This window comes from Ralstonia sp. UNC404CL21Col (assembly GCF_000620465.1).
Lineage (GTDB): Bacteria > Pseudomonadota > Gammaproteobacteria > Burkholderiales > Burkholderiaceae > Ralstonia > Ralstonia flatus.
Window position 1 is genome coordinate 944,984 of record NZ_JIBE01000004.1, and the last position, 20,889, is coordinate 965,872.

Below are 20,889 nucleotides of genomic sequence, written 5' to 3' on the forward strand. Positions count from 1 at the left end.
CTCAAACCCCCTGCATGCGGTTGGCCTGCTCCAGCGGAGACAAACCCGCCGCCTGCGCCGCCATCGCACGTTCGCGCTCCAGGTTGCGCTCCAGCTGCAGCTTGCCCGCGCGGTATTGCTTGGGCCACGGCATGTCGAGGTAGCCGATGCGCGCGGCTTCGTTCAGCGTCCAGGCCGGGTTGGCCAGGTGCGGGCGCGCCACGGCACACAGGTCGGCACGGCCCGCCGCGATGATGCTGTTGACGTGGTCTGCCTCGGAGATGGCGCCCACCGCGATGGTTGCGATGCCGGCCTCGTTGCGCACGCGGTCGGCAAACGGCGTCTGGAACATGCGGCCGTACACCGGCTGCTCTTTCTTGCTGACCTGGCCCGACGAGCAATCGATCATGTCCGCGCCCGCAGCCTTGAAGACGCGTGCGATTTCCACAGCATCGTCCGGCGTGATGCCGCCCTCCACCCAGTCGTGCGCGGAAATCCGCACTGACATCGGCTTGTTGCTCGGCCACACCTCGCGCACCGCGTGGAAAACTTCCAGCGGAAAGCGCAGCCGGTTTTCCAGCGAGCCGCCATATTCGTCATTGCGCTGGTTCGTCAGCGGCGAGATGAACGACGACAGCAGATAGCCGTGCGCGCAGTGCAGCTCCAGCCAATCGAATCCGGCTTCGGCCGCCAGCCGCGCGGCGTGGACAAAGTCGTCACGCACGCGGTCCATGTCGTCGCGCGTCATTGCGCGCGACCACTGGCTGACGCCATCCAGATACTGCTGGGGCGATGCGGAAATCAGCGGCCAGCTCTGCCCGTCTTCCAGCGGCAGATCAATGCCCTCCCACGCCACGCGCGTCGAACCCTTGGCGCCGGCATGGCCAAGCTGGATGCCCAGCTTCGCATCGCTGTTGGCGTGCACGAACTGCACGATGCGCGCCCAGCCGTCGCGCTGGTCGGTGTTCCACAAACCCGGGCAGCCCGGGGTGATGCGCGCATCGGGCGACACGCACGTCATCTCGGCCATCACCAGGCCGGCACCGCCCATGGCGCGCGCGCCCAGGTGCACAAGGTGGTAATCCGCCGGCTGGCCGTCTTCGCACGAGTACTGCGCCATGGGCGACACCACCACGCGGTTCTTGAGCGTGACGCCGCGCACCGTGAACGGCGTGAACATCGGCGGCACAGGACCGTGCTGCGGCCCGCGCCGAGCGCCTGCCTGCTCGGCAATCCAGTCTTCAAACTGTTCGAGATAGCGCTTGTCGCGCTGGCGGAGGTTTTCGTGGCTGATGCGCTGGCTGCGCGTGAGCAGCGAATAGGCAAATTGCTCGGTCGGCAGGTTGGCGTAACGCGCGACGTTTTCAAACCATTCCGTCGAATTGCGCGCCGCGTTCTGGATGCGCAGCACTTCCACGCTACGCACGGCTTCATAGTGTTCGAGTGCTGCGCGCAAATCCCCCGGGTGCTGGCCGATGCTGCGTGCCAGTTCAATCGAATCTTCCAGCGCCAGCTTGGTGCCGGAGCCGATCGAGAAATGCGCCGTGTGCGCGGCGTCGCCCATCAGCACCACCGGCGTGCCATGCGCGTTGGTATGCACCCAATGCCGGCAGACCACGCGCGGAAAGCGAATCCACTGCGCAGAGCCCCGCAGATGCGTGGCGTTGGAAATCAGCTTGTTGCCGTCAAGGTACTTGGCGAAGAGCCGCTCGCAGTACGCGATGGCGTCTTGCTTCTCCATGGTTTCCAGCCCGGCGGCGCGCCACACCTCTTCAGGCGCCTCGACGATGAAGGTGGAGGTCTCGTCGTCAAAGCGGTACGCATGCGCCTGGAACCAGCCGTGCTCGGTCTCTTCAAACGCAAACGTGAAGGCCTCGAACAGCTTGTGCGTGCCCAGCCAGACGAAGCGGCAGCGGCGCGTGTCGATATCGGGTTGATACGTAGCGGCGTACTTGGTGCGGATGCGGCTGTTCAGGCCGTCGCTGGCGATGATGAGGTCGGCATCGGCGTAGGCGCCATCGCTTTCCAAATCCTTGTCTTGCACGTCGGTTTCAAAGACCAGCTTGACGCCCTCTTCCTCGCAGCGCGCCTGCAGGATGTTTAGCAGGCGCTTGCGCCCGATACCGCAGAAGCCGTGGCCGCCGGAGCGCACGACCTGCCCGCGGATGTGGACTTCAATGTCGTCCCAGTGGTTGAAGGCGTCGAGGATCTGCGCAGCGCTCTTGGCGTCGGCGCGCTGCAGGTTGCCCAGCGTCTGGTCAGAGAACACCACGCCCCAGCCGAACGTGTCATACGGGCGGTTGCGCTCCACCACGGTGATGTCGTGCGACGCGTCCTGCAGCTTCATCAGCAGGGCAAAGTACAGGCCGGCCGGCCCACCACCAATACAGACAATCTTCATGACAACGGCTCCGCATTTGATGCGGTATTACCTTAGTCATGAATAGTTTAGTTGTAAAGCAATTTGCTGAGACGACGCCCCGGGGTTTACACCGAACCGGGCGGCGCCGGGCTCACACACGCATGTGAGCCCCCACTCAGCCCAGGCGCTGCCGGAAGAACGCCAGGATCTCGTCGCGAGCGTCCAACGTTGGCTGGCCGGCCGCGTCGATCAGGTGGGCGGTCACCACGCTGTGCGGACAAGGCACGTGCTCGGCAAAGAACGATGGCGGGTTCGGGTGCGCGGCGCTGTCGGGCAGCACGCGCGGTACAAAGCGCGGGCCCAAAGCGTCCGCATACGCGGCAAAGCGCTCGGCACGGCAGAAGCGGTCGCCCGCAAACCGGTAGGCCAGCACGGTCAGGTCTTCCTGCTCCAGCCGCTGCCGCACGGCGGCCGCTTCGTCCGGCGCGATCTCGATCCCGCCTGGCGCGTTCAGCGGCAAAGACGGCTGACACAGCACCGGCGCCAGCATGGCCGGCTCCAGCATCATCGTCAGCGCGAAATTGCCGGTGAAACACATGCCAATGGCGCCCACGCCCGGGCCGCCGCACTCCGCATGGGCCAGCCGCGCCAGCGCGCGCAGCCATTGCGTGACGGGGCTCGACTGGTTGGCGGCAAACGCACGGAACTCCGCGCTCACGCACGCGTGGCGAAACACCTCTGCCCCCGCCTCCGCTTCGGGCACCGCGCCATCGCGCCCGAACAACGACGGCATGTAGACCGTCAGCCCCGCATCGCGCACCCAGCGTGCAAACCGCGCCACGTGCGGGCTGATGCCCGGCATCTCGGCCATGACGATTACGCCCGGCCCCGTGCCGGCCACGTACACGGCTTTGGTGATGCCATCCAACGTGATCTCACGGCGCGTGAAGTCTTCCAGGCTGTCATCCTGCTGCGTGTGCTGGCTTGTCATGCGTGGGCTCCGTTGGAATGGCCTGGCTCAGGCGACGAGATGCTGAAGATGCGCATAACCAGCCGCCCTGGCGAAATCGGGCAGCGTCCACAGCGCGCCGTTCACACCCCAGGTGCCGTCGGGCACGTCATGCACCATCACGGAGGTCACCACGCGCCGCGCATCATCGGCCGGCAACGCCTGCGCAAACGCCTCGTGCATGTGCTGAACGAAGCGTGCGCGCGCAGCACCATCCAGCACACCGGCCGGCACATGGGCGACGGCCAGGCACGGCACCACCTGCGTTGTCACGTCCGCCCCGCCGCACCACCAGGAGGCGCCCGGCACCTCTTCCACCGTCACCCAGATCGTGGCGCGCCGGCGCGGATCATCGGGAATCTGCTCGGCCTGCGCGGCCGCCTCGGTGATGCGGCGTGCAAGCGTCGCGCGCGCGTCGCCGCCCAAGGTGTTGGCAGGAATCTTGACGAGGATGTTCGGCATGTGGGCACTCGTGAGCGTTGTTGACATGCCTGCATTGAACCCGCGCAGCCGCTAGACTGGCAGTGTCGATTTCGACATCTTTCGGGCAGCTTCGGTCATGGCGGATTTCACCATCCTCGTACTCTCCGGCGCGTACGCCACCAGCGTGGCGGCCACACTCGACATCCTGCAGGCCGCGTCGACACTCGCTCCGCGTGTGAAGGCGCCGCGCCCGACCTGGCGCGTCGTGTCAGCCGACGCGCCCGGCGTGCAGCTCAGCAACGGCATGCAGGTGGAGGCCGCCGCCCTATCAAAGCGCCCGCGCCCCGATGGCAGCACCTGGATCGTGCCGGGCGTAGGCCTCGACCATGCCGGCGTGATCGCCACGCGCCTGACGCAGGACGATGCCCGGCGAGCAACGCGCGCCCTGGCCGCGCAGGTCGCAGCCGGCGGGCAGGTTGCGGCATCGTGCTCGGCGGTATTTCTGCTGCAGGCGGCCGGCGTGCTGCCCGGGCGCTGCGTCACCACGTCTTGGTGGCTGGCCCCGACGCTGCAGCAATGGGAACCCGCATGCACGGTCGACGCAGACCGCATGGTGTGCGCCGACGGCCCGATCACCACCGCCGGCGCCGCCTTTGCGCAGACCGACCTGATGCTGCATCTGCTGCGCACCCGCTTTGGCGTGGCGCTGGCCGATGCCGTGGGCCGTGTGCTGCTGATCGACGGCCGCCACGCGCAAGCGCCGTTTGTGGTGCCCGCCATGCTGGCCAACGGCAACGCGCTGATTGCCCGGCTGGTGGCGCGCATTGAAGGCGCCCTGCCCAACCCGCCCAGCGTGCAGGCGCTGGCCGACGAGCTGGCCATGTCGCAACGCACGCTGTCGCGGCACGTGCGGGAAGCCACCGGCAGAAGCACCCTTGCCCTGGTGCAGAGCGTGCGCCTGAACCGCGCCCGCATGCTGATCGAATCGAGCCGCATGACGATCGACCGCGTGGCCGAAGCCGTAGGCTACGAAGACGCCACCGCACTGCGACGCCTGATGCGCAAGGTGTCGGGCACCAACCCCAGCCAATATCGCCCGGCCGTCTAGGCGCCCGGGGTTACAGGCCGTTACACAAGAAGCTGCCGCGCTTTAATTTTCGTTTAAGACTTGACGCCTAACTTGGTCACGTCGCATCCACCCAGACAGGACCCCACACCATGTCCCCGCAAGAACAGCAAGCGCTGGAAAATTTCCTGGCCCAACTGACGCAGGCGCGCGCCGGGGCCAAGGACCCGCAGGCCGAAGCCCGCATCCTCGACGCCGTGGCCCGCCAGCCGGACGCGGCCTATCTGCTCGTGCAGCGCGCCATGCTGCTCGACCAGGCGCTGGCATCGGCGCAGGCACAGATCGCCACGCTGCAACACCAGTTGCAGGCGGCGCGGGCCGGCCGCGGTACGTCGTTCATGGACTCGGCCAACAACTGGGGCAGCCACGCCGGCAGCCCGGCACCCGCGCCCGCATACGCCCCGCAGCAGGCCGCCCCGGCGCAGATGCCGCAGATGCCGCCGCAGGCCCAACAGGCCCAACCGGCCCCGGCGCAACCGGCGCGCTCGGGTTTCTTCAGCGGCGGCCTGGGCAGCACGCTCGGCAGCGTCGCGACCACGGCAGCCGGCGTGGCCGGCGGCGCGCTACTGTTCCAGGGCATCGAGAACATGTTCCATCACAACAGCAGCAGCGGCGGCGGCTTCTTCGGCCAGCAGCCCGTGATGGGCGGCACCACGGAAACCGTCATCAACAACTACTACGACAGCGACGGCAACGGCAACGGCAACGGCAACAGCGGCAATACCGACACGGCCGCGCGTGGCGACAGCCTTGGCCTGATCGACGACAGCGACCTGGGCGGTAGTGATTATTCGGACGATGATTCGATGTTGAGCTAGGCACGCGACGCCCGCCGCGCAGACTCCGGTCCGAGGGCGCACGGCGGACGCGTTTCTTCGATCGGAGTAGGGCATTTCCGGCCCGGAATGCCTTCATCCGTCGTTACTGCTCGCTATAGCCACGCCGCTCGATGGCGGCGAGCACATCCCAGGCTTGCGGATCGACGTCACGGCCCCCAAGGGACATCGACACGTACACATCGATTGCGTCGATAAAGCCCTTCACGAATGCGGCCGGAAAACTGTGAGCCGAGAAGCTCTGGAGCTGCTCGCGCAGCATGCCAGGCCGGCATTGCCCATGCGTGCACATCGCGGTGCGCGTGCGCTTGAGATAGGCCTGGCCCGCGAGCGCGCCGTTCAGGTAAATGCGATTCTTGGTGAGCTTGCCCGCTGCCGCTGACATGGCGTCGGCGCGAAGGGCGGAAGGTGGTGGCGAGGGGTATGAAGCGATTGGCATAGAGCCTCCTTGGGTAGTTGGAGGCCCGCCGCTCATTTCCACGTGAGGGTGGCGGGCCCGACAGCGGAGGTGGAAAACTGACACCCAAGGAAGCCAGCCAGCCCGTAGGCTGCTCCGCCCGGCCCGCCATAAAACAGGCGTGCGTAAGCGTCTCGGACAAAATGCTGTCCGCCTTGGGTCAATGTCGGGTTTCCACGCCCGGCTGCCGTTGGTCCGGCAGCGGAGGGATTATAGCGACGGGGCCGGCAGCCGAGGTCTGATTTGTCCTTGTCGGGGCCCGGCGCCACACAGCCCACCCCCAAACCCTCGCGCCCCACTCCCAGACACTCAAGCTCGACCCTCAGACACCCAAGCGCCAACCCCAAAGCCCCAAGCTCGACCCTCAAACACTCGATCTCGACCCTCCGAGCGACGAGCCTCACCGTCAAACACTCGCACGCCACAGTCTGAGCCTCGCGCTCGACAGTTTGACCCTTGCGCACGACTCTCGGAGGTCGAAATTTCGAGCGAAAACAGTGGCGTTCCACGGTCTGAGTGCCGTGCCTGAGCCTCCTACTGTGGAAGACGGGTCTCCGAGGGCCGAACGCCGCCCTTCAGCTAAATCGCCTCGGCGCTCGGCTATGTGTCGGTGGCTACCCGCTCTGGCGCCATCATCGATTGCAGCGCCTGCTGCAACTGATCCAGCGTGTAAGGCTTGCGTAGCGCCGTCCACCTGAACGCAAAGCGGTCATGGTCGGGGATCGGGTTGCCGGAAGCGAAGACCACCCGCAGGTCCGGATGCAGTGCGGACGCGCGCTGCGCGAGTTCAATGCCAGACATGTCGGGCATGACCACGTCTGTGAACAGCACGTCGAAAGACCCCGCCTTCAGAGCGGCCAGTGCCTGCGCGCCGCTGGCCGCCTGCTGGGGCATGATCCCGATCAGCATCAACAGCTCGCACACCGCGCCACGCAAGGAAGCGTCGTCCTCCACCACGAGCATGCGCACGCGCGCTGGTTCCCACACCGGGCCGGTGTCGAGGTCGGGCGGCGCGTCACCTTCATCGGGCCCGGTCGCTTGCACCGCGTCACTTCCGAGCACCTGGCGAATCTTGAAGGCGAGCTGCTGGCGGCTGTACGGCTTGCTCAGCAGCTCGACGCCCGGATCGAGCCGCCCCCCATGGACGATGGCGTTCTGCGTGTAGCCAGACGTGTACAACACCTTCAGCGCGGGCAGCATCTGAACCGCCCTGCGCACCATCTCCGGACTGCGCAGTGCCCCTGGCATGACCACGTCGGTAAAGAGCATGTCGATGTGCACGCCGCTCTCGACCACGGCCAATGCCTGCTCTGCATTGTTGGCCTTGAGCACGGCATAGCCGAGGCCGCTCAACAGATCGACCACGGTTTCGCGAACCTTTGCGTCGTCTTCCACGACGAGGATCGTCTCGTTGCCGTGCTTGAGCCCGCTGGCCTTGGAGCGTGCAGGCTCGACCGCCGTGCCGGTGGAGCGGGGCAGATAGACCCGCACGGTCGTGCCCTCCTCAACTTCGCTGTAGAGCCGGATATGGCCGCCGCTCTGCTTGACGAAACCGTATGCCATGCTGAGCCCGAGCCCCGTGCCCTCACCCTCGCGCTTGGTGCTGAAGAACGGGTCGAACGCCCGATCCATGACGTCGGGGCTCATGCCCGTGCCGGTATCCGTGACGGCGAGCATGACGTACTGCCCGGCCGACACATCGGGGACCGACATCACATATTCGTCGTCGAGCGTGGCATTGGACAGTTCCAGGGTGAGCTTGCCGCCCTCCGGCATCGCATCCCGGCCGTTGATCGCCAGATTCAGGATGACGTTCTCCAGTTGATGTGGATCGACCGCGATATTCCAGAGGCCGCCCGCAACCACAGATTCGATCTCGACCGCTTCGCCCAGTGCCCGCCGCAGCAAGTCGTCCATGGCGCGCAGTTGCCGGGCAGGGTTGATCACGACAGGCGCGAGCGGTTGCTGACGGCCGAAGGCAAGCAATTGGGCGGCGAGCTTGGCGCCGCGGTCGACGGCGTCGATGGCGTTACTGAGCCGCTCGGCGCTCCAGGCATCACGGCCATGCCGGCTTTCGAGCAGTTCGAGATTGCCCCGCAGGACTTGCAGCACGTTGTTGAAGTCATGGGCAACACCGCCCGTGAGTTTGCCCAGCGCTTCCATCTTCTGAGCCTGGAACAGCGCCCTTTGCGTTTGCTCGAGCTGCTCGTTGGTGTGCCGCCGTTCCGTGATGTCGCGGGTGACCTTCGCAAACCCGACCAGCTCGCCATCTTCGTAGATGGCATCGATGATGACGTGCGCGAAGAAGCGACTTCCGTCACGCCGCACGCGCCAGCCTTCTGCCTCGAAGCGCCCGTCGCGCCGGGCGGTCTCCAGGCCCCGGAACGGTACGCCCGCCGCGACATCCTCAGGCGTATAAAAGCGCGAAAAATGCGAACCGATGATCTCGGCCTCGGTATAGCCCTTGATGCGCCGCGCCCCCGCATTCCAGCTTGTGATGTGCCCGTCGGTCGACAGCATGAAGATGGCGTAGTCCGTCACGCCCTGAACAAGCAGGCGGAAGTTGCGTTCGCTCTTCAGCACCGCGTCGTGAGCGGTCTTCTTGTCGCTGACGTCCCGGATCACGGTCCCGAACCCGATCAATGCGTTGTGGCTGTCACGCAGTGCCGTCATGGCGACGTTCGCCCAGAAGGGCGTGCCGTCCTTGCGCATGCGCCATCCCTCCTCGACATGCCGCCCGGTCTCGGCAGCGGCTTGCAGCGCGGCCTCTGGCGCACCCGCAGCTCTGCTCTCCGGCGAATACAAAAGTGCGAACGGCTGGCCAATAATTTCATCCGCCTGATAACCCTGCATGAACTCGCCACCCGGATTCCACGTCGAGACAATGCCCTCGATCGACAGTGCAAAGATGGAGTAATCCAAGGTCGATTTGGCCCACAGCTGAAGCCATGCAGAGCCAAATTCTGAGGACGGAGAGGCGGCGGCGTTCATTCAGTTACCAGGTAAGCGGACAGCGCCGCAAGGAGCGCCAGGCGCAGCAATGTGCCCAGGGCTGCCCCTCACGCACCGGCGCGGTCAGCGGTTGCGGGGCGGAGAGCATCTCCACACCCGGCTACCAACTGGAACGCAGTTTGCATACCTTGGAGCGGTAATACGGGCCATCGACCCTTTCAACGGTGTGGGCAATGCCCCCCTCGGCGCCCCACATCACGTCTCAACATGGCTTTCGCAACCGTCGAGGAAATCCATGACGCTATCTGACTTTATCGAGGCAAACCTCGCGGCCCTTCTCGATGACTGGACGGAATACGCACGCACGATCATCAGCGGCCGTGCCAGCCTTTCTGAATCTCAATTGCGCAATTCGGCTCGCGACCTTCTCGGCCGGATTGCCGCCGACATGCGCGAGCGGCAGACGCCCGAGCAACAGCGGGCCAAATCGCGGGGCGACCGGGCGCCCTCGGAGTCCGGCTTCAATGAAGCCGCCCACGAACATGCCGACGACCGTCTTTCCCACGGTTTCGACATCGACGATGTGGTGGCGGAATACCGCGCCCTGCGCGCCAGCGTGCTGCATCGGTGGCAGCAGTTTGCACAATCGGACCCTTCGGCGTTCCAGGAGATGATCCGATTCAACGAAGCTATCGACCAGATGCTTGCAGAATCGGTGCGCCAGCGTGCCCAGCAGACCGAGCGCATGCGCGACCTGTTTGCCGGCGTGCTGGCCCATGACCTGCGCTCGCCGCTCGGCGCGATCCTAGCGTCTGCAGAAACCCTGCTGCACGACGATGGCCTGTCTTCGCGCAGCGTTCGGGCGGTCGCCTTCATCCAGCGCGGTGCGATGCGCGTGCAACAAATGATCGACGACCTGCTCATCTTTACACGCACGCGCCTGGGCGATTTCCTGCCTACGAGTTTCAGTAGCCAGGATATGGGGCGACTGTGCAGCGATGCCATCGACGAAGTGTGTGCGTCGTACCCCGACGCGCAGATCGACCTGCGTCTGGCCGGCGAACTGCGTGGCAAATGGGACGGCAGCCGGATCGGCCAGCTGCTGGTCAATCTGTTGGCCAACGCGGTGCGTTACGGGACGGGGCGCGTCGGTATCGAGGCGGCCGGGCGCGACGGGCAGATGACGATTGCCGTTTCCAACGAGGGCAACCCCATCCCGCCTTCTGCTTTTCCGACGCTGTTTGACCCGCTCACCCGCGCGCAGCGGCCGGACCAGACCGGGAGCGCGGCCGGCATCGGGCTTGGCCTGTACATCTGCCGCTGCATCGTGCAGGCGCATCACGGGACGATCGATGTGCAGTCATCGGAACACGGCACGACGTTCACCGTGCGGATTCCTCTTTTGGTAACGGCTTGACCGTTGCCGGTCGCCCAGCATGAAAAAAAAGGGCCGGCACCCTGAGGTACCGGCCCTTTTCTCTTCCTGCTTGCTGCTTGCAAATCGGCAGCGTCGATCAGCCCGCCTGACGCAGCGCGGCGGCTTGCTCGCCACGCTTGCCCATCAGCAGCTGCACGACCACCGCAACGATGATGTTGAAAGCCAGCGCAGCGAGGCCCGTGTAGACGGTGTACTTGTCGCCGCCAATCACAAAGGTGTGCACGGGCTTGATGCCGTCGGAGAAGGCCAGCCAGCTGCCGGCGATCATGCCCGCCGCCCAGCCGGCCAGCAGCGCCGGTGCACGGAAGCGGTTCGAGATGTTGAACAGCCCGAACACCACCGACGGGAAGGTCTGCACGATCCACACGCCACCGAGCAACTGCAGGTCCAGCGCGAACTTGGTCGGCAGGAACAGGATGAACACCAGCGCGCCCGCCTTGACGATCAGCGAGATCACCTTGGCCACCTTTTCCTCGCCGGCGTGCGAGAGGTCCGGGGCCACGTAGGGCTTCCAGAAGTTGCGGGTGAACAGGTTGGCCGCACCAATCGACATGACCGCCGCCGGCACCAGCGCACCGATGGCGATGGCCGAGAACGCAAAGCCCGTGAACCAGCTCGGGAACAGCGCGTTGAACAGCGCGGGCACCACGTCGTTGTTGTTGGTGACCTTGATGCCTGCGGCGTAGGCCATGAAGCCCAGCAGCGCGATCAGGCCCAGCAGCACGGTGTAGGCCGGCAGGAACACGGCGTTCTTGCGGATGGTGTCTGCACTGCGCGCGGCAAAGATGCCCGTGAGCGTATGCGGATACATGAACGCCGCCAGCGCCGAGCCAATCGCCAGCGTGGCGAACGGCAGGAACTGCGCAGGCTTGAGCGTCAGGCCCGTGGCGCCGCCCTTGATGGCAAACGCATCGTGCGCATTGGCGAACACCGCACCGTAGCCGCCCAGCTTGGCCGGCACCAGCACCACCGCCACCAGCACCACGATGTAGATCATGATGTCTTTGACGAAGGCGATGAGCGCAGGCGCCCGCAGGCCGGCGGAATACGTGTACAGCGCCAGGATGACGAACGCCGCCGCCAGCGGCAGCTCGCCCGTCAAGCCCAGTGCCTTGATCACGACTTCCATGCCGATGAGCTGCAGGGCGATGTAGGGCATCGTCGCCACCACGCCCGTCAGCGCCACCGCAAACTCCAGCGCGCGGGAGCCGTAACGGCCGTACACCGCATCGGCCGCCGTGACGTGACCGTTGGCATGCGCCACCTTCCACAGCTTGGGCATGATCAGGAAGACGATCGGGTACACCAGGATCGTGTACGGCAGCGCGAAGAAGCCATACGCGCCCACGGCATACACGAGTGCCGGCACGGCGATGACGGTGTAGGCGGTGTAGAAATCGCCGCCCACCAGGAACCACGTGATCCAGGTGCCGAAGTTGCGGCCGCCCAGGCCCCACTCTTCAATGTGGGCGCCCTTGTCGGAGTTGCCGCGCTGCCAGCGCGAGGCGATGAAGCCCAGCACCGTGACCAGCGCGAAGAAGAAGATGAAGACGCTGAGCGCCGTCCAGTTGATCTGTCCGTCCATCATTCTTCTCCTTTGCTCTGACCGTTCTTGAAGACGATCCAGATCAGCAGCGAGGTGAGCGGCACCCACAGGAACTGGTACCAGTAGAAGAACGGAAAGCCGAACAGCGCAGGCGTTTCCTGGTTGTAGAACGGCACCCACAGCAGGCCGATGAAAGGCAGTGCGAGCAAGAACTTCATGGGTTGTCTCCTAGTTCGGGGACTTCGGATGTTGTTTTGAACCGGTGAGGTGCCACGCCCGATGCGTGACCAGACGGATGTCTGACGGTCTGCTTTCCGTCTTTGTTGTTATCCGGCGAACTGTGAGCGCGCGCCCTCCGGAGAACCATCCGCACCTGTACGCAGCAGCCACACGTAGTACTACGCAGTAAGCCTAGACTTTTCGCGTGAAATAACCAATCGCTAAGGTGGGCGCAGGTTTCCTAGGGTTTTCACGAATTCCTGTCACGACAGACATCGGCCGATTGCATGCGCCCAACACGCAAGCGGCCGCGGTGCCGCATGGCACCAAGCACAACGGGGAGCCGCAGTGGCTCCCCGTTGGTTGTTGTGGCGCAGCATAAGCCCTGGCGTGCCCAGGGTTTCTGCAAGTGCAGCGCTACTGCGTTGCCCATTCTGTGCGGCCACACGTGCCCCGCGACATTCATCAAAAGGCAAAGGTCTGCTCATGCAGAGGGGCGCGTGCAGCGGGGCGCTTCGCACCAACCGATCCGTACGAATCGATAACGAAAGATGGAATCCAATTAACGTATTTATTCAAATCGAATTAAATCCATCCATGATTATTTATTTCCGTTTTTCCACGCTTTATTTGCTTTCTAAGCGGTGAATTTTGCATAGATTCCAGCCAAAGGAAATCGTTTGCCACTCACCCCGCAAATGGCGCAGTTATCAGGAAAAACCCGTACACGAATAGACATTCAAGCGCCTGTTTCTTTAGAGCAAACACTCAAAAACGTGTGATGTTTTGAATTTGTTTTCAATCTTGCCGAAGAAATACTTGTAAGGTGGATCCATCGTACGGATTCACATCCCACTTAGCCCGGCAATCCCCTCGCCGGGTATTTTTTTGGGCGCTATATCAGATCGCTTCGGGGGCGATGATCCGCCGTAAAACGTAGGACATTGGGAAGCGCTCAGCGGCGGTCAGCACCATGCCGCCATGCCACGACAGCGCATGCAAGTTGCACCGCGCCACCGCACAGCATCGCCACACGCAAACCCGAGGCGCCGCTGCCGCATACGGCATACACCGCGCCCAGGATCGCCACGCCCAGCGTCGCCCCGCTCATGCGGGCCACGTTCACCAGCGCCGACGCCGTGCCGGATCGCTCCGGGCCCACGGCACCCACGGCTGCGCCCATCAACGGCCCGGTGGCAAAGCCCATGCCGAGCCCCGTGAGCGCCAGCCCGATGGCCGCCGGCACGATCGATGCCACGCCGGCAAACGCGCCCAACGTGAGCAATCCCAACGCGATGATGCCCACCCCACCCGCAGTGGCCAGCCGCACGCCATGGCGGCGCGCCACCGTGCCGGACAGAGGCGATACCGCCATGAAGACCAGCGCCATCGGCATCAGCGCAATGCCCGCGCCAATGACGCTGAAGCGCCCGGTGCTCTGCCACATGAGCGGCAGCAGGAAGAGCGCGCCGTACATGCCGAACGTCATGCCGGCCGTGGCGACGATGGCGCCGCGAAACGCGCGCACGCGAAAGAGTTCCAGCGGCACCAGCGCCTCGCTGCCGTGGCGCGCCTCTACGCGGATGAACCACGTCAGCGCGATGAGGGCCACGGCCAGCACAGTCGCCGCCACAGCGGGCGCCTGATGCGCTTCGATGGCGGCGAAGGCGAGCCCGCCCAGCGTAATGGCACCCAACACCTGCGCCAGCGCATCGAAACGGCGATGCGCGGCGTCGGATGATTCCGGCACGACGCGCACAGCCAAGGCCATGATGGCCACGCTCACCGGCACTACCACCCAGAACACCGCGCGCCAGCCGAAGTGCGTGACCAGCACGCCGCCGGCCGTCGGCCCGATCGCCATGGCCAGGCCGTTGCACGCCGCCCAGACACCCAGCGCATGCGCACGTTCGCGCGCGTCGCGCCACACCACCCGCAAGATCGCCAGCGATGCCGGCAGCAGCAGCGAAGCGCCCACGCCCGCCATCGCCCGCGCGCCGATCAGCCACCCGATCGACGGCGCCAGCGCGCACAGCACCGATGCCACCGAGAACACCGCCGCACCCCATACAAATGCTCGCCGCCGGCCGTACAGGTCGGCCAGCAGGCCGCCGCTGAGCAGCAGTGCGGCATAGGCGAGGTTGTACGCGTCGATCACCCACTGCAGCGGGCCGACCGCCGCGTGGAAGAACTGGCCAATCGGGCGCACGGCCAGGTTGACGACAGCGGTGTCGATCTGCGCGACCAGCACGGCCATCGAGAGCACGCACAGCACCAGACGCTGATGTGTCGCGGTGTTGGCATGCGTTGGTTGCATCGTGTATCCGTCCATCTCGGGGCCCTTTGCTTTTGGCTTGAGCAAGCGATGGCCCAGCGTAGTGCGGGCAGACCCGGCAACGCTTCGATGCGTGTCGAAGCATCGCGGCGCGCGGCTCCCTAGAATGGCCTCATGACGAGGAGCCCGACATGTCGCATCTGAACAGCTTTTCCGGCACGGCCTTCCTGATTGCCGACCCGGCACGGGCCGCCATGCTGACGGCGTTGCTCGACGGGCGTGCGCTGCCGGCGGGCGAGCTGGCGCATGCAGCGGGCGTCACCGCGCAGACGGCCAGCACGCACCTGGCCAAGCTGCTCGACGGTGGCTTGCTGGTGGTGGAAACCGAGGGGCGGCACAAGTACTTCCGGCTGGCCGGCGCCCATGTGGCGCAAGCGTTGGAACACCTGGCGGCCATTACGCCCGCAGCGGCCGTGCGGCGCGCCACGCCCAGCCCAAAGGCGCGTGAACTTGGCTTTTGCCGCTGCTGCTACGACCACCTCGCGGGGCAGGTGGGCGTGGCCGTCACGCAGGCGCTGCAATCACGCGGTTACCTGCTGCCGATGCCCGACAAGCAGTACGAGATCACGCCTGCGGGCGTCATGTGGTTTGGCGACGTGGGGCTCGACGTGCGCACCATTCGCCCGACGCGCCGCGGGCTGGCGCGGCAGTGCCTGGACTGGACGGAGCGCACGCATCACCTGGCAGGTCCGCTGGGGGTGCAGTTCCTGCGTCGCCTGTGCGACGTCGGCTGGATGCTGCGCGCACGCGATTCACGCGCGGTGCTGGTCACGCCCAAGGGCTGGCAGGAGCTACGTCAGCGCCTGGGCGTGGATGAAGCATCGGTGCGCAGCCAGGCCGCGCACCGTCATGCATGAATGACATCGTTGGTTAGTGCCCGGCAAATGCCAGCACTTCCGGCAGGCGCGCAAGCAAGGCATCGCGCGAGCGGATACCACCCGATGTCGGCTCAACCTTGTCGTCCTGGATCAGGTTGGCAAACACGTAGGTCTTGTCACCCTTCCTGGCCCAGCCCACAAACCAGCCGTAAGCGTGCGCCTGGTCCCACGTGCCGTCGGGCGACGTATTGCCCGGCGCCGGGCCGGCGGTGCCCGTCTTGCCCTGCACGGTCCAGCCGCCCGGCACCTGCCAGATCTGCACGGTACGGTCGACCATCTCGTAGGTGCGCGCAGACACCGGCAACTGCCGGTTGACGATCCTGCGCATAAACCCGACCTGCTCCTCCGGCGAAATCTTCAGCGACGAGGTGATCCACGAGCGATCCATGCCGTTGTTCTTGCCCGGATCGCCGCTCACGTCCATGTTGCCGTAGTGGAGCTTGCGCACGTAGCCCTGAAAAGTCTGCGCGCCCATCGCATGCGTAATGCGCTGCGAATACCAGACCACCGAATACTTGAGCCACAGCGCCGGGTCGACGGGCTGGCGCCAGGCTTCGCCGCCCCAGTCGGGGTCGCCGCGCCTGAAGTGCTCGACCGGGGTGTGCTCGTCTTTCAGGAAGCCGTGGTCAAAGCCCATGACGGCCAGTGCGAGCTTGAAGGTGGAAGCGGGGGTCACGCGCTCATCGCACTTGCCTTCGTGCAAAACGGCCTTGCCCGTGGCGGCATCGGCCACGATCGTGCAGATCGGGTGCTCGGCGTGGGCAAAGGTGGCAAGCGCGGCCAGCAGGGCGCCGGTGGCGGCGTGGCGGAGTTTCATCATCGATCAACCTCATGTCGGGGGAATGCGGACAACTGCGCGGCAGCGTAGCAGCGAGGTCCCTGCGCTGCTGACCGCCACACGCGTAACGGCTGTAACGCCAGCGCGCCGGTGGAATAGCCGAGCAGAAAAGAAGGGCTTGCAAATTTTTTTGGGGTCGGTAGAATGCGCCGCTCACCTAGCCCAGGTGGCGGAATTGGTAGACGCACTAGTTTCAGGTACTAGCGGGTAACTCCGTGGAGGTTCGAGTCCTCTCCTGGGCACCAGATACAGTCCCAAGCAGTTCAGGGGCGACAAAAAACCCGCGTGGCGATGAGCCTCGCGGGTTTTTTGTTGTCCGGACGGATTCAGCGCGGGGCAGCGGTTGCGCGCCGCCCGGATGCAGCGCGAGCGTGCACCACTAGGCCGGCATCAGCTTAGACTGCGCCACCCGGTTACGGCCCGTCGCCTTTGCGTCGTACAGGGCTTCGTCGGCCGCACGGATGACGGCCGACATGTCAACGTCCTGTTCCGGTGTCCACGCGGCCGCGCCGATGCTGGCGGTGACCCGGCCATACTCGCTGGCCCGATGCTCGATGGCGAGGTTGGCAATCGCCACGCGTATCTTTTCGGCAATGGAGGCCGCGCCCTCTGGCGACGTATCGGGCAAAACCACCACGAACTCTTCACCGCCATACCGTGCGGCACTGTCGGACGGATGGCGAATATTGTCGCCGATGCATTTCGCGACGGCCGCCAAGGCATCGTCGCCGGCTTGGTGTCCGTAGGTGTCGTTGTACATCTTGAAGCGGTCGATATCGACGAACAGCAGGGACAGCACGCTGCGCGTTCGCTTGGCGCGACGCCATTCCTGATCGAGGATCTCGCCCAGGGTGCGACGGTTGTTCAGCCCCGTCAGCCCATCGGTGCGCGCCAGCATGGCCAGCTCCGATTCCGCACGCATGCGGCGCCGCAGCTGCGCCGCGAAGGCGAAGGACAGCCCGATGAAGCCCAGCGCGAGCGCGGCCATCAACGTCGCGATGACCAGCGCGCGATGCTTCCAGGCCGCGTAGATGTCAGCGTGGGCTTCCGCCACCATGATGATGAGCGGCAGGTTGGGCAGGTTCTTGAAGTAATACAGCCGCTCGACGCCATCGAGGGTCGATATGTCCGAAAAACTGCCCTCCGGCGCCAACAGGAACTGCTTGAAGGTACTTGCGTTGCGGATGTTCCGCCCAATCACCTTCACATCGTAGGGCTGCCGCATGACCATCGTGCCGTCTCGCGCAATCAACGCCACCGATCCGTGCGGCCCGAGAGACAGCGCGGCAAACAGCTTGTGGAAATACTCGAGCTGGATGGCAATCAGGACCACGCCCGCAAATGAGCCATCCGGCCGCGAAAGCCGGCGGCTCAGCGGGATGCTGGGCGCGCCATCCCGCAAACGCGACGCGTAGGGATCGCCAACGTACAGCCCGACGTTCGGATTGTCGCGATGCACTTTGAAGTATTGGCGGTCGGAGAAGTTGGCTTTGCGCGGCACATCGCCGGCGGAGTCGATGACGATGTTGCCCTCGGCGTCCAGCACGAGCATCGAGCCCAGATACGTTGCTGTTGCAGCGCGGTCGAACAACGCGAAGCCGCGCAGCCGGGGGGACGCGTTCATCACTTCAGGATCGTTCACGCCATCGACGACGGCCTGGAGCGACAGCGCATAGAGTTCGAAATTTCTTTCGATGTCGCGCTCCGCCAGCAAAGCGAGGTTGCGCGAAGTCTCGGTGGCGCGGGCCATCGCGTCCAGCCGGCTCTGATACAGCACCACCGCGCAGATCACCACCATCGACAGCGCGATGACGACCCCCGCCGCCACGATGGCATGGGGTGTCGTCACCTTGCGGTGATCCCAATGGGAAAAAAGCCAGCGAAGTCGATTGGTCTTGTGATTGCCCTTCACCGTGATCGCCATATTCGTGTGCTCTTGTCAGAAAGACCGCGAAACGCGCGAATACATCATTGCCCTCCTCGCCGGGGCCGTCTGACGCCGTCATAGCCGCCGCAGCCCCGTCAGAAACAGTCTAGAAGATCGATGATCCTCCGTGCCGGACAGCCGATTCAAACGCCTGACTTCAACACTGCCCTAGGCGATATGGCTGAGACGTTGACGTCTCAAGGTTCCAGGCGGTGCTCCGTTATTCCCTTGCATATCAGTAAAATGCAACGGGATTCCCATGACGCGGATACGTATGATCGGTGCGACTTGCGCTGTGCTGTTTCTGTTCGGCTGTGGCGGCGGCGGTGCCGATGGAGGCGAGACTGCAGCGACCGCAGCCGCCCACTCCGCACCGGCGGCCACGGCAACGTCTGCCAAGCTTGTTCTGGGCTATGCGCTGAACACGGCGGCTTCCCTGGCCTCAGCCACGAGCAACGCCAACCCGGTGAATGCCGTATCGATCGATGTTCTGCGCGTCTCCAGCACCGGCAGCCTGATCGGGACGCTGCCGTCCGACCTGCTTGCCAGCAACGGTGCCGCGGGCAAAGCTTCATACGCCTGTATCACCAACCACGGCACGGCGGGCTTTGATCCCGATATCGGCCACGCGGCGCTTGTGACCAATCGCGCCACGACCCTGCAAAGCATCGTCACGCTCGCGCGCACGCAAGGCCTGGCCGGCATCAATCTTGATTTCGAAGGTCTGTATCCTGCAGACCGCGCCGCCTACAGCAGCTTTGTGGCCGACCTGGCCTCGCAACTGCACGCGATTCCGTCCAAGCTCATATTGAGTGTTCCGCCCAAGCTGGCGGACACGTCCAGCAACACCTGGACATGGCCGTACGATTTTGCGTCGCTGGGGCAGTCTGCCGATTTCCTTCAGGTGATGACCTACGATCAGCATTTCAGTCGAAGCGCACCCGGCCCCGTGGCGGGCATCGATTGGATGCAGACCGCCCTGCAATATGCGACCAGCGTCGTACCGGCAAGCAAGGTTCTCCTTGGCCTTCCTGCATACGGCTACGACTGGAACCGGACGGCCAACACCGGCGTGTCGGTCGCATTCAAGAACATGCAGACCCTGATTACCGCGACCAATGCCGTACCGCAGTGGGATACGGTCAGTCAGTCTGCCCACTTCAACTACGTCGCGACCGACGGCAGTGCTCATGAAGTCTGGTACGAGACCCCGCAAGGGCTTCAGGCCAAGGCCCGGTTGGCCAATACCCTGGGCCTGGCGGGTGTGTCAGTCTGGGTATTGGGCAGCGAAGACGGGAGCTTCTGGACGGGCATCTCCACCGCGCTGAAATAATTCGGGCGCGGGTTCGGGCTTGGCGCTTGGGCCGCGCGTGCCCCATTCGCCCACGTCGAAGGTGCACAGCGCCAGGATCGTGATGAAGAACGAGTCGACCATGAACCAGAAGCCGAGCAACGCCACCCCGAACGGGCTGACGCGCTGCTCGGGGTTGTGCATGCTCGCGTAGAGAAAGAAGATCACCCCCGCTGTAACAGACATGCTGATGTGCAGTTGCGTGGCGACAAAAAGCTCTTGCCCCAACCATCCGGTCGACAACGTGTAGGCATGCATGACGGGCCACATCAACGTCAGGGCCCCGGGGATCAGCATGTTGATGAGCGTCAGCGGGTGCAGCACCTTCATGTTGGAGCGAAACATCCGCAGCGACCAGAAGAAGTCACGCAGGCTGCCGCGCCGCCACCGCAGTTGCTGCATGAACAACTGCTTGAGGTTGTTGGGCACCACCGTCCAACACTGCGCTTGCACATCGCAATATGTCTTGAGGCCGCTGAGTAGCAGCAGATGGGTCATGTAGCGGTCTTCGCCATCGCGCACGCCGATTCCAAACCAGTTGCGCTCCTTGACCGTTTGCTCGATCGCCATGAAGTGCTCGCGACGCACGGCAAACAGGCAGCCCGAGATGCACATGACGTTGCGTGTCCAGTTCTGCATCATCTTGCTGACCTGGAAGGCGTAGTAGTAGACCAGTGTCTGGCAGCGCGTGAGGATGTTCTCGGTGGGGTTGCTGACGCCCACCCGTCCACCGACTGCACCGATCCCAGGGTCTGCGAAGCACGCCATCATTTCCTTGATTGCCGGGCCGTCGAAGATGCAATCCGAATCAATGCAGATCAGGATCTCTCCTGACGAATGCGACAGCGCCTTGGAAAGCGTGTGATGCTTGCCCGAGTTGACCGCGTTCCGGTGCGCCTGCACGTTCGGCCACCGTGCCGCAGCCTTCTGCACCCAGGCAAACGTATCGTCGGAAGAGCAATCGTCCACCGCGACGACTTCGATCTTTTCGCTCGGGTAATCGCTCGCGAGAATGCTTTCGATGGTCTTGAAAACGTGCCGCCCTTCGTTGTAGCTGGGCAGCAGGATGCTGACGCTCGGCTGGAGACCGTAGTCCTTCTTGATGAAGGTGGACTTGACGTTCCATCGGAACACCAGCGCCAAGCCAAAGTTCATCACCAGCACGAACCAGGGCAGTGCGAAAACGAGGGAGACGATTGCGTCCATCGGCCTT

At 64.5% G+C, this 20,889-nt stretch carries 16 protein-coding genes and 1 tRNA gene; 6 read left to right on the top strand and 11 right to left on the bottom strand.

Annotation, left to right across the window (positions count from 1 at the left end; genetic code table 11):
* Position 1: 1 nt before the first annotated feature.
* The 3 genes from N511_RS0112310 to N511_RS0112320 form a co-directional block, all read right to left on the bottom strand.
* Positions 2-2,380, bottom strand: a complete 2,379-nt coding sequence (locus tag N511_RS0112310) for a bifunctional salicylyl-CoA 5-hydroxylase/oxidoreductase (RefSeq protein ID WP_027679575.1) — start codon at positions 2,378-2,380, stop codon at positions 2-4.
* A 136-nt stretch (positions 2,381-2,516) separates the two neighbouring features.
* Entirely contained in the window at positions 2,517-3,332 is an 816-nt protein-coding gene (locus N511_RS0112315; protein WP_027679576.1) for a dienelactone hydrolase family protein, read from the bottom strand.
* 27 nt (positions 3,333-3,359) lie between these two features.
* Positions 3,360-3,812: a tautomerase family protein gene (locus tag N511_RS0112320; RefSeq protein WP_027679577.1), complete on the bottom strand. Its 453-nt coding sequence runs from the start codon at positions 3,810-3,812 to the stop codon at positions 3,360-3,362.
* 97 nt (positions 3,813-3,909) lie between these two features.
* Here N511_RS0112320 and N511_RS0112325 point away from each other — a divergent pair, with 97 nt between their 5' ends.
* Together N511_RS0112325 and N511_RS0112330 are read left to right on the top strand one after the other, a co-directional pair.
* Positions 3,910-4,881, top strand: a complete 972-nt coding sequence (locus tag N511_RS0112325; protein ID WP_027679578.1) for a GlxA family transcriptional regulator — start codon at positions 3,910-3,912, stop codon at positions 4,879-4,881.
* 110 nt (positions 4,882-4,991) lie between these two features.
* A complete protein-coding gene (locus N511_RS0112330) occupies positions 4,992-5,717 on the top strand; it encodes a DUF2076 domain-containing protein (RefSeq protein ID WP_027679579.1) in 726 nt (241 codons plus the stop codon).
* 103 nt (positions 5,718-5,820) lie between these two features.
* On the opposite strand, the gene N511_RS0112335 is transcribed toward N511_RS0112330, so the two are convergent.
* A complete protein-coding gene (locus tag N511_RS0112335) occupies positions 5,821-6,174 on the bottom strand; it encodes a hypothetical protein (protein ID WP_027679580.1) in 354 nt (117 codons plus the stop codon).
* Between the two features lie 618 nt (positions 6,175-6,792).
* Positions 6,793-9,183: a PAS domain S-box protein gene (locus N511_RS0112340; RefSeq protein ID WP_027679581.1), complete on the bottom strand. Its 2,391-nt coding sequence runs from the start codon at positions 9,181-9,183 to the stop codon at positions 6,793-6,795.
* Between the two features lie 256 nt (positions 9,184-9,439).
* Here N511_RS0112340 and N511_RS0112345 point away from each other — a divergent pair, with 256 nt between their 5' ends.
* Positions 9,440-10,561, top strand: coding sequence for a sensor histidine kinase (locus tag N511_RS0112345; protein WP_027679582.1), 1,122 nt, complete (start codon positions 9,440-9,442; stop codon positions 10,559-10,561).
* Between the two features lie 97 nt (positions 10,562-10,658).
* On the opposite strand, the gene mctP is transcribed toward N511_RS0112345, so the two are convergent.
* From mctP to N511_RS0112360, 3 genes are all read right to left on the bottom strand, one after another.
* Positions 10,659-12,167 (bottom strand): monocarboxylate uptake permease MctP, encoded by a 1,509-nt coding sequence (gene mctP / locus N511_RS0112350; protein WP_027679583.1) that lies wholly within the window; start codon positions 12,165-12,167, stop codon positions 10,659-10,661.
* Entirely contained in the window at positions 12,167-12,346 is a 180-nt protein-coding gene (locus tag N511_RS0112355; RefSeq protein ID WP_027679584.1) for a DUF3311 domain-containing protein, read from the bottom strand. Before N511_RS0112355 ends, mctP begins: the two co-directional genes overlap by 1 nt.
* A 956-nt stretch (positions 12,347-13,302) precedes the next feature.
* Positions 13,303-14,664, bottom strand: a complete 1,362-nt coding sequence (locus N511_RS0112360) for an MFS transporter (RefSeq protein ID WP_231479614.1) — start codon at positions 14,662-14,664, stop codon at positions 13,303-13,305.
* 149 nt (positions 14,665-14,813) lie between these two features.
* Between N511_RS0112360 and N511_RS0112365 the strand changes: the two genes are divergently transcribed.
* Complete coding sequence (locus tag N511_RS0112365) at positions 14,814-15,539, top strand: ArsR/SmtB family transcription factor (protein ID WP_027679586.1); 726 nt, start codon at positions 14,814-14,816, stop codon at positions 15,537-15,539.
* A 13-nt stretch (positions 15,540-15,552) separates the two neighbouring features.
* Here N511_RS0112365 and blaOXA read toward each other — a convergent pair whose 3' ends face one another.
* Positions 15,553-16,380: an OXA-22 family class D beta-lactamase gene (blaOXA, locus tag N511_RS0112370; RefSeq protein ID WP_027679587.1), complete on the bottom strand. Its 828-nt coding sequence runs from the start codon at positions 16,378-16,380 to the stop codon at positions 15,553-15,555.
* 178 nt (positions 16,381-16,558) lie between these two features.
* Here blaOXA and N511_RS0112375 point away from each other — a divergent pair.
* Positions 16,559-16,643 (top strand) — tRNA-Leu (locus N511_RS0112375).
* Between the two features lie 134 nt (positions 16,644-16,777).
* Here N511_RS0112375 and N511_RS0112380 read toward each other — a convergent pair.
* Positions 16,778-18,322: a sensor domain-containing diguanylate cyclase gene (locus N511_RS0112380; RefSeq protein WP_081785366.1), complete on the bottom strand. Its 1,545-nt coding sequence runs from the start codon at positions 18,320-18,322 to the stop codon at positions 16,778-16,780.
* Positions 18,323-18,584: 262 nt separating this feature from the next.
* Between N511_RS0112380 and N511_RS24180 the strand changes: the two genes are divergently transcribed.
* Positions 18,585-19,658, top strand: a complete 1,074-nt coding sequence (locus N511_RS24180; RefSeq protein WP_081785367.1) for a glycosyl hydrolase family 18 protein — start codon at positions 18,585-18,587, stop codon at positions 19,656-19,658.
* Here N511_RS24180 and N511_RS0112390 read toward each other — a convergent pair.
* Positions 19,593-20,882, bottom strand: coding sequence for a glycosyltransferase (locus N511_RS0112390; RefSeq protein WP_027679589.1), 1,290 nt, complete (start codon positions 20,880-20,882; stop codon positions 19,593-19,595). The genes N511_RS24180 and N511_RS0112390 overlap by 66 nt on opposite strands.
* Between the last annotated feature and the right edge of the window lie 7 nt (positions 20,883-20,889).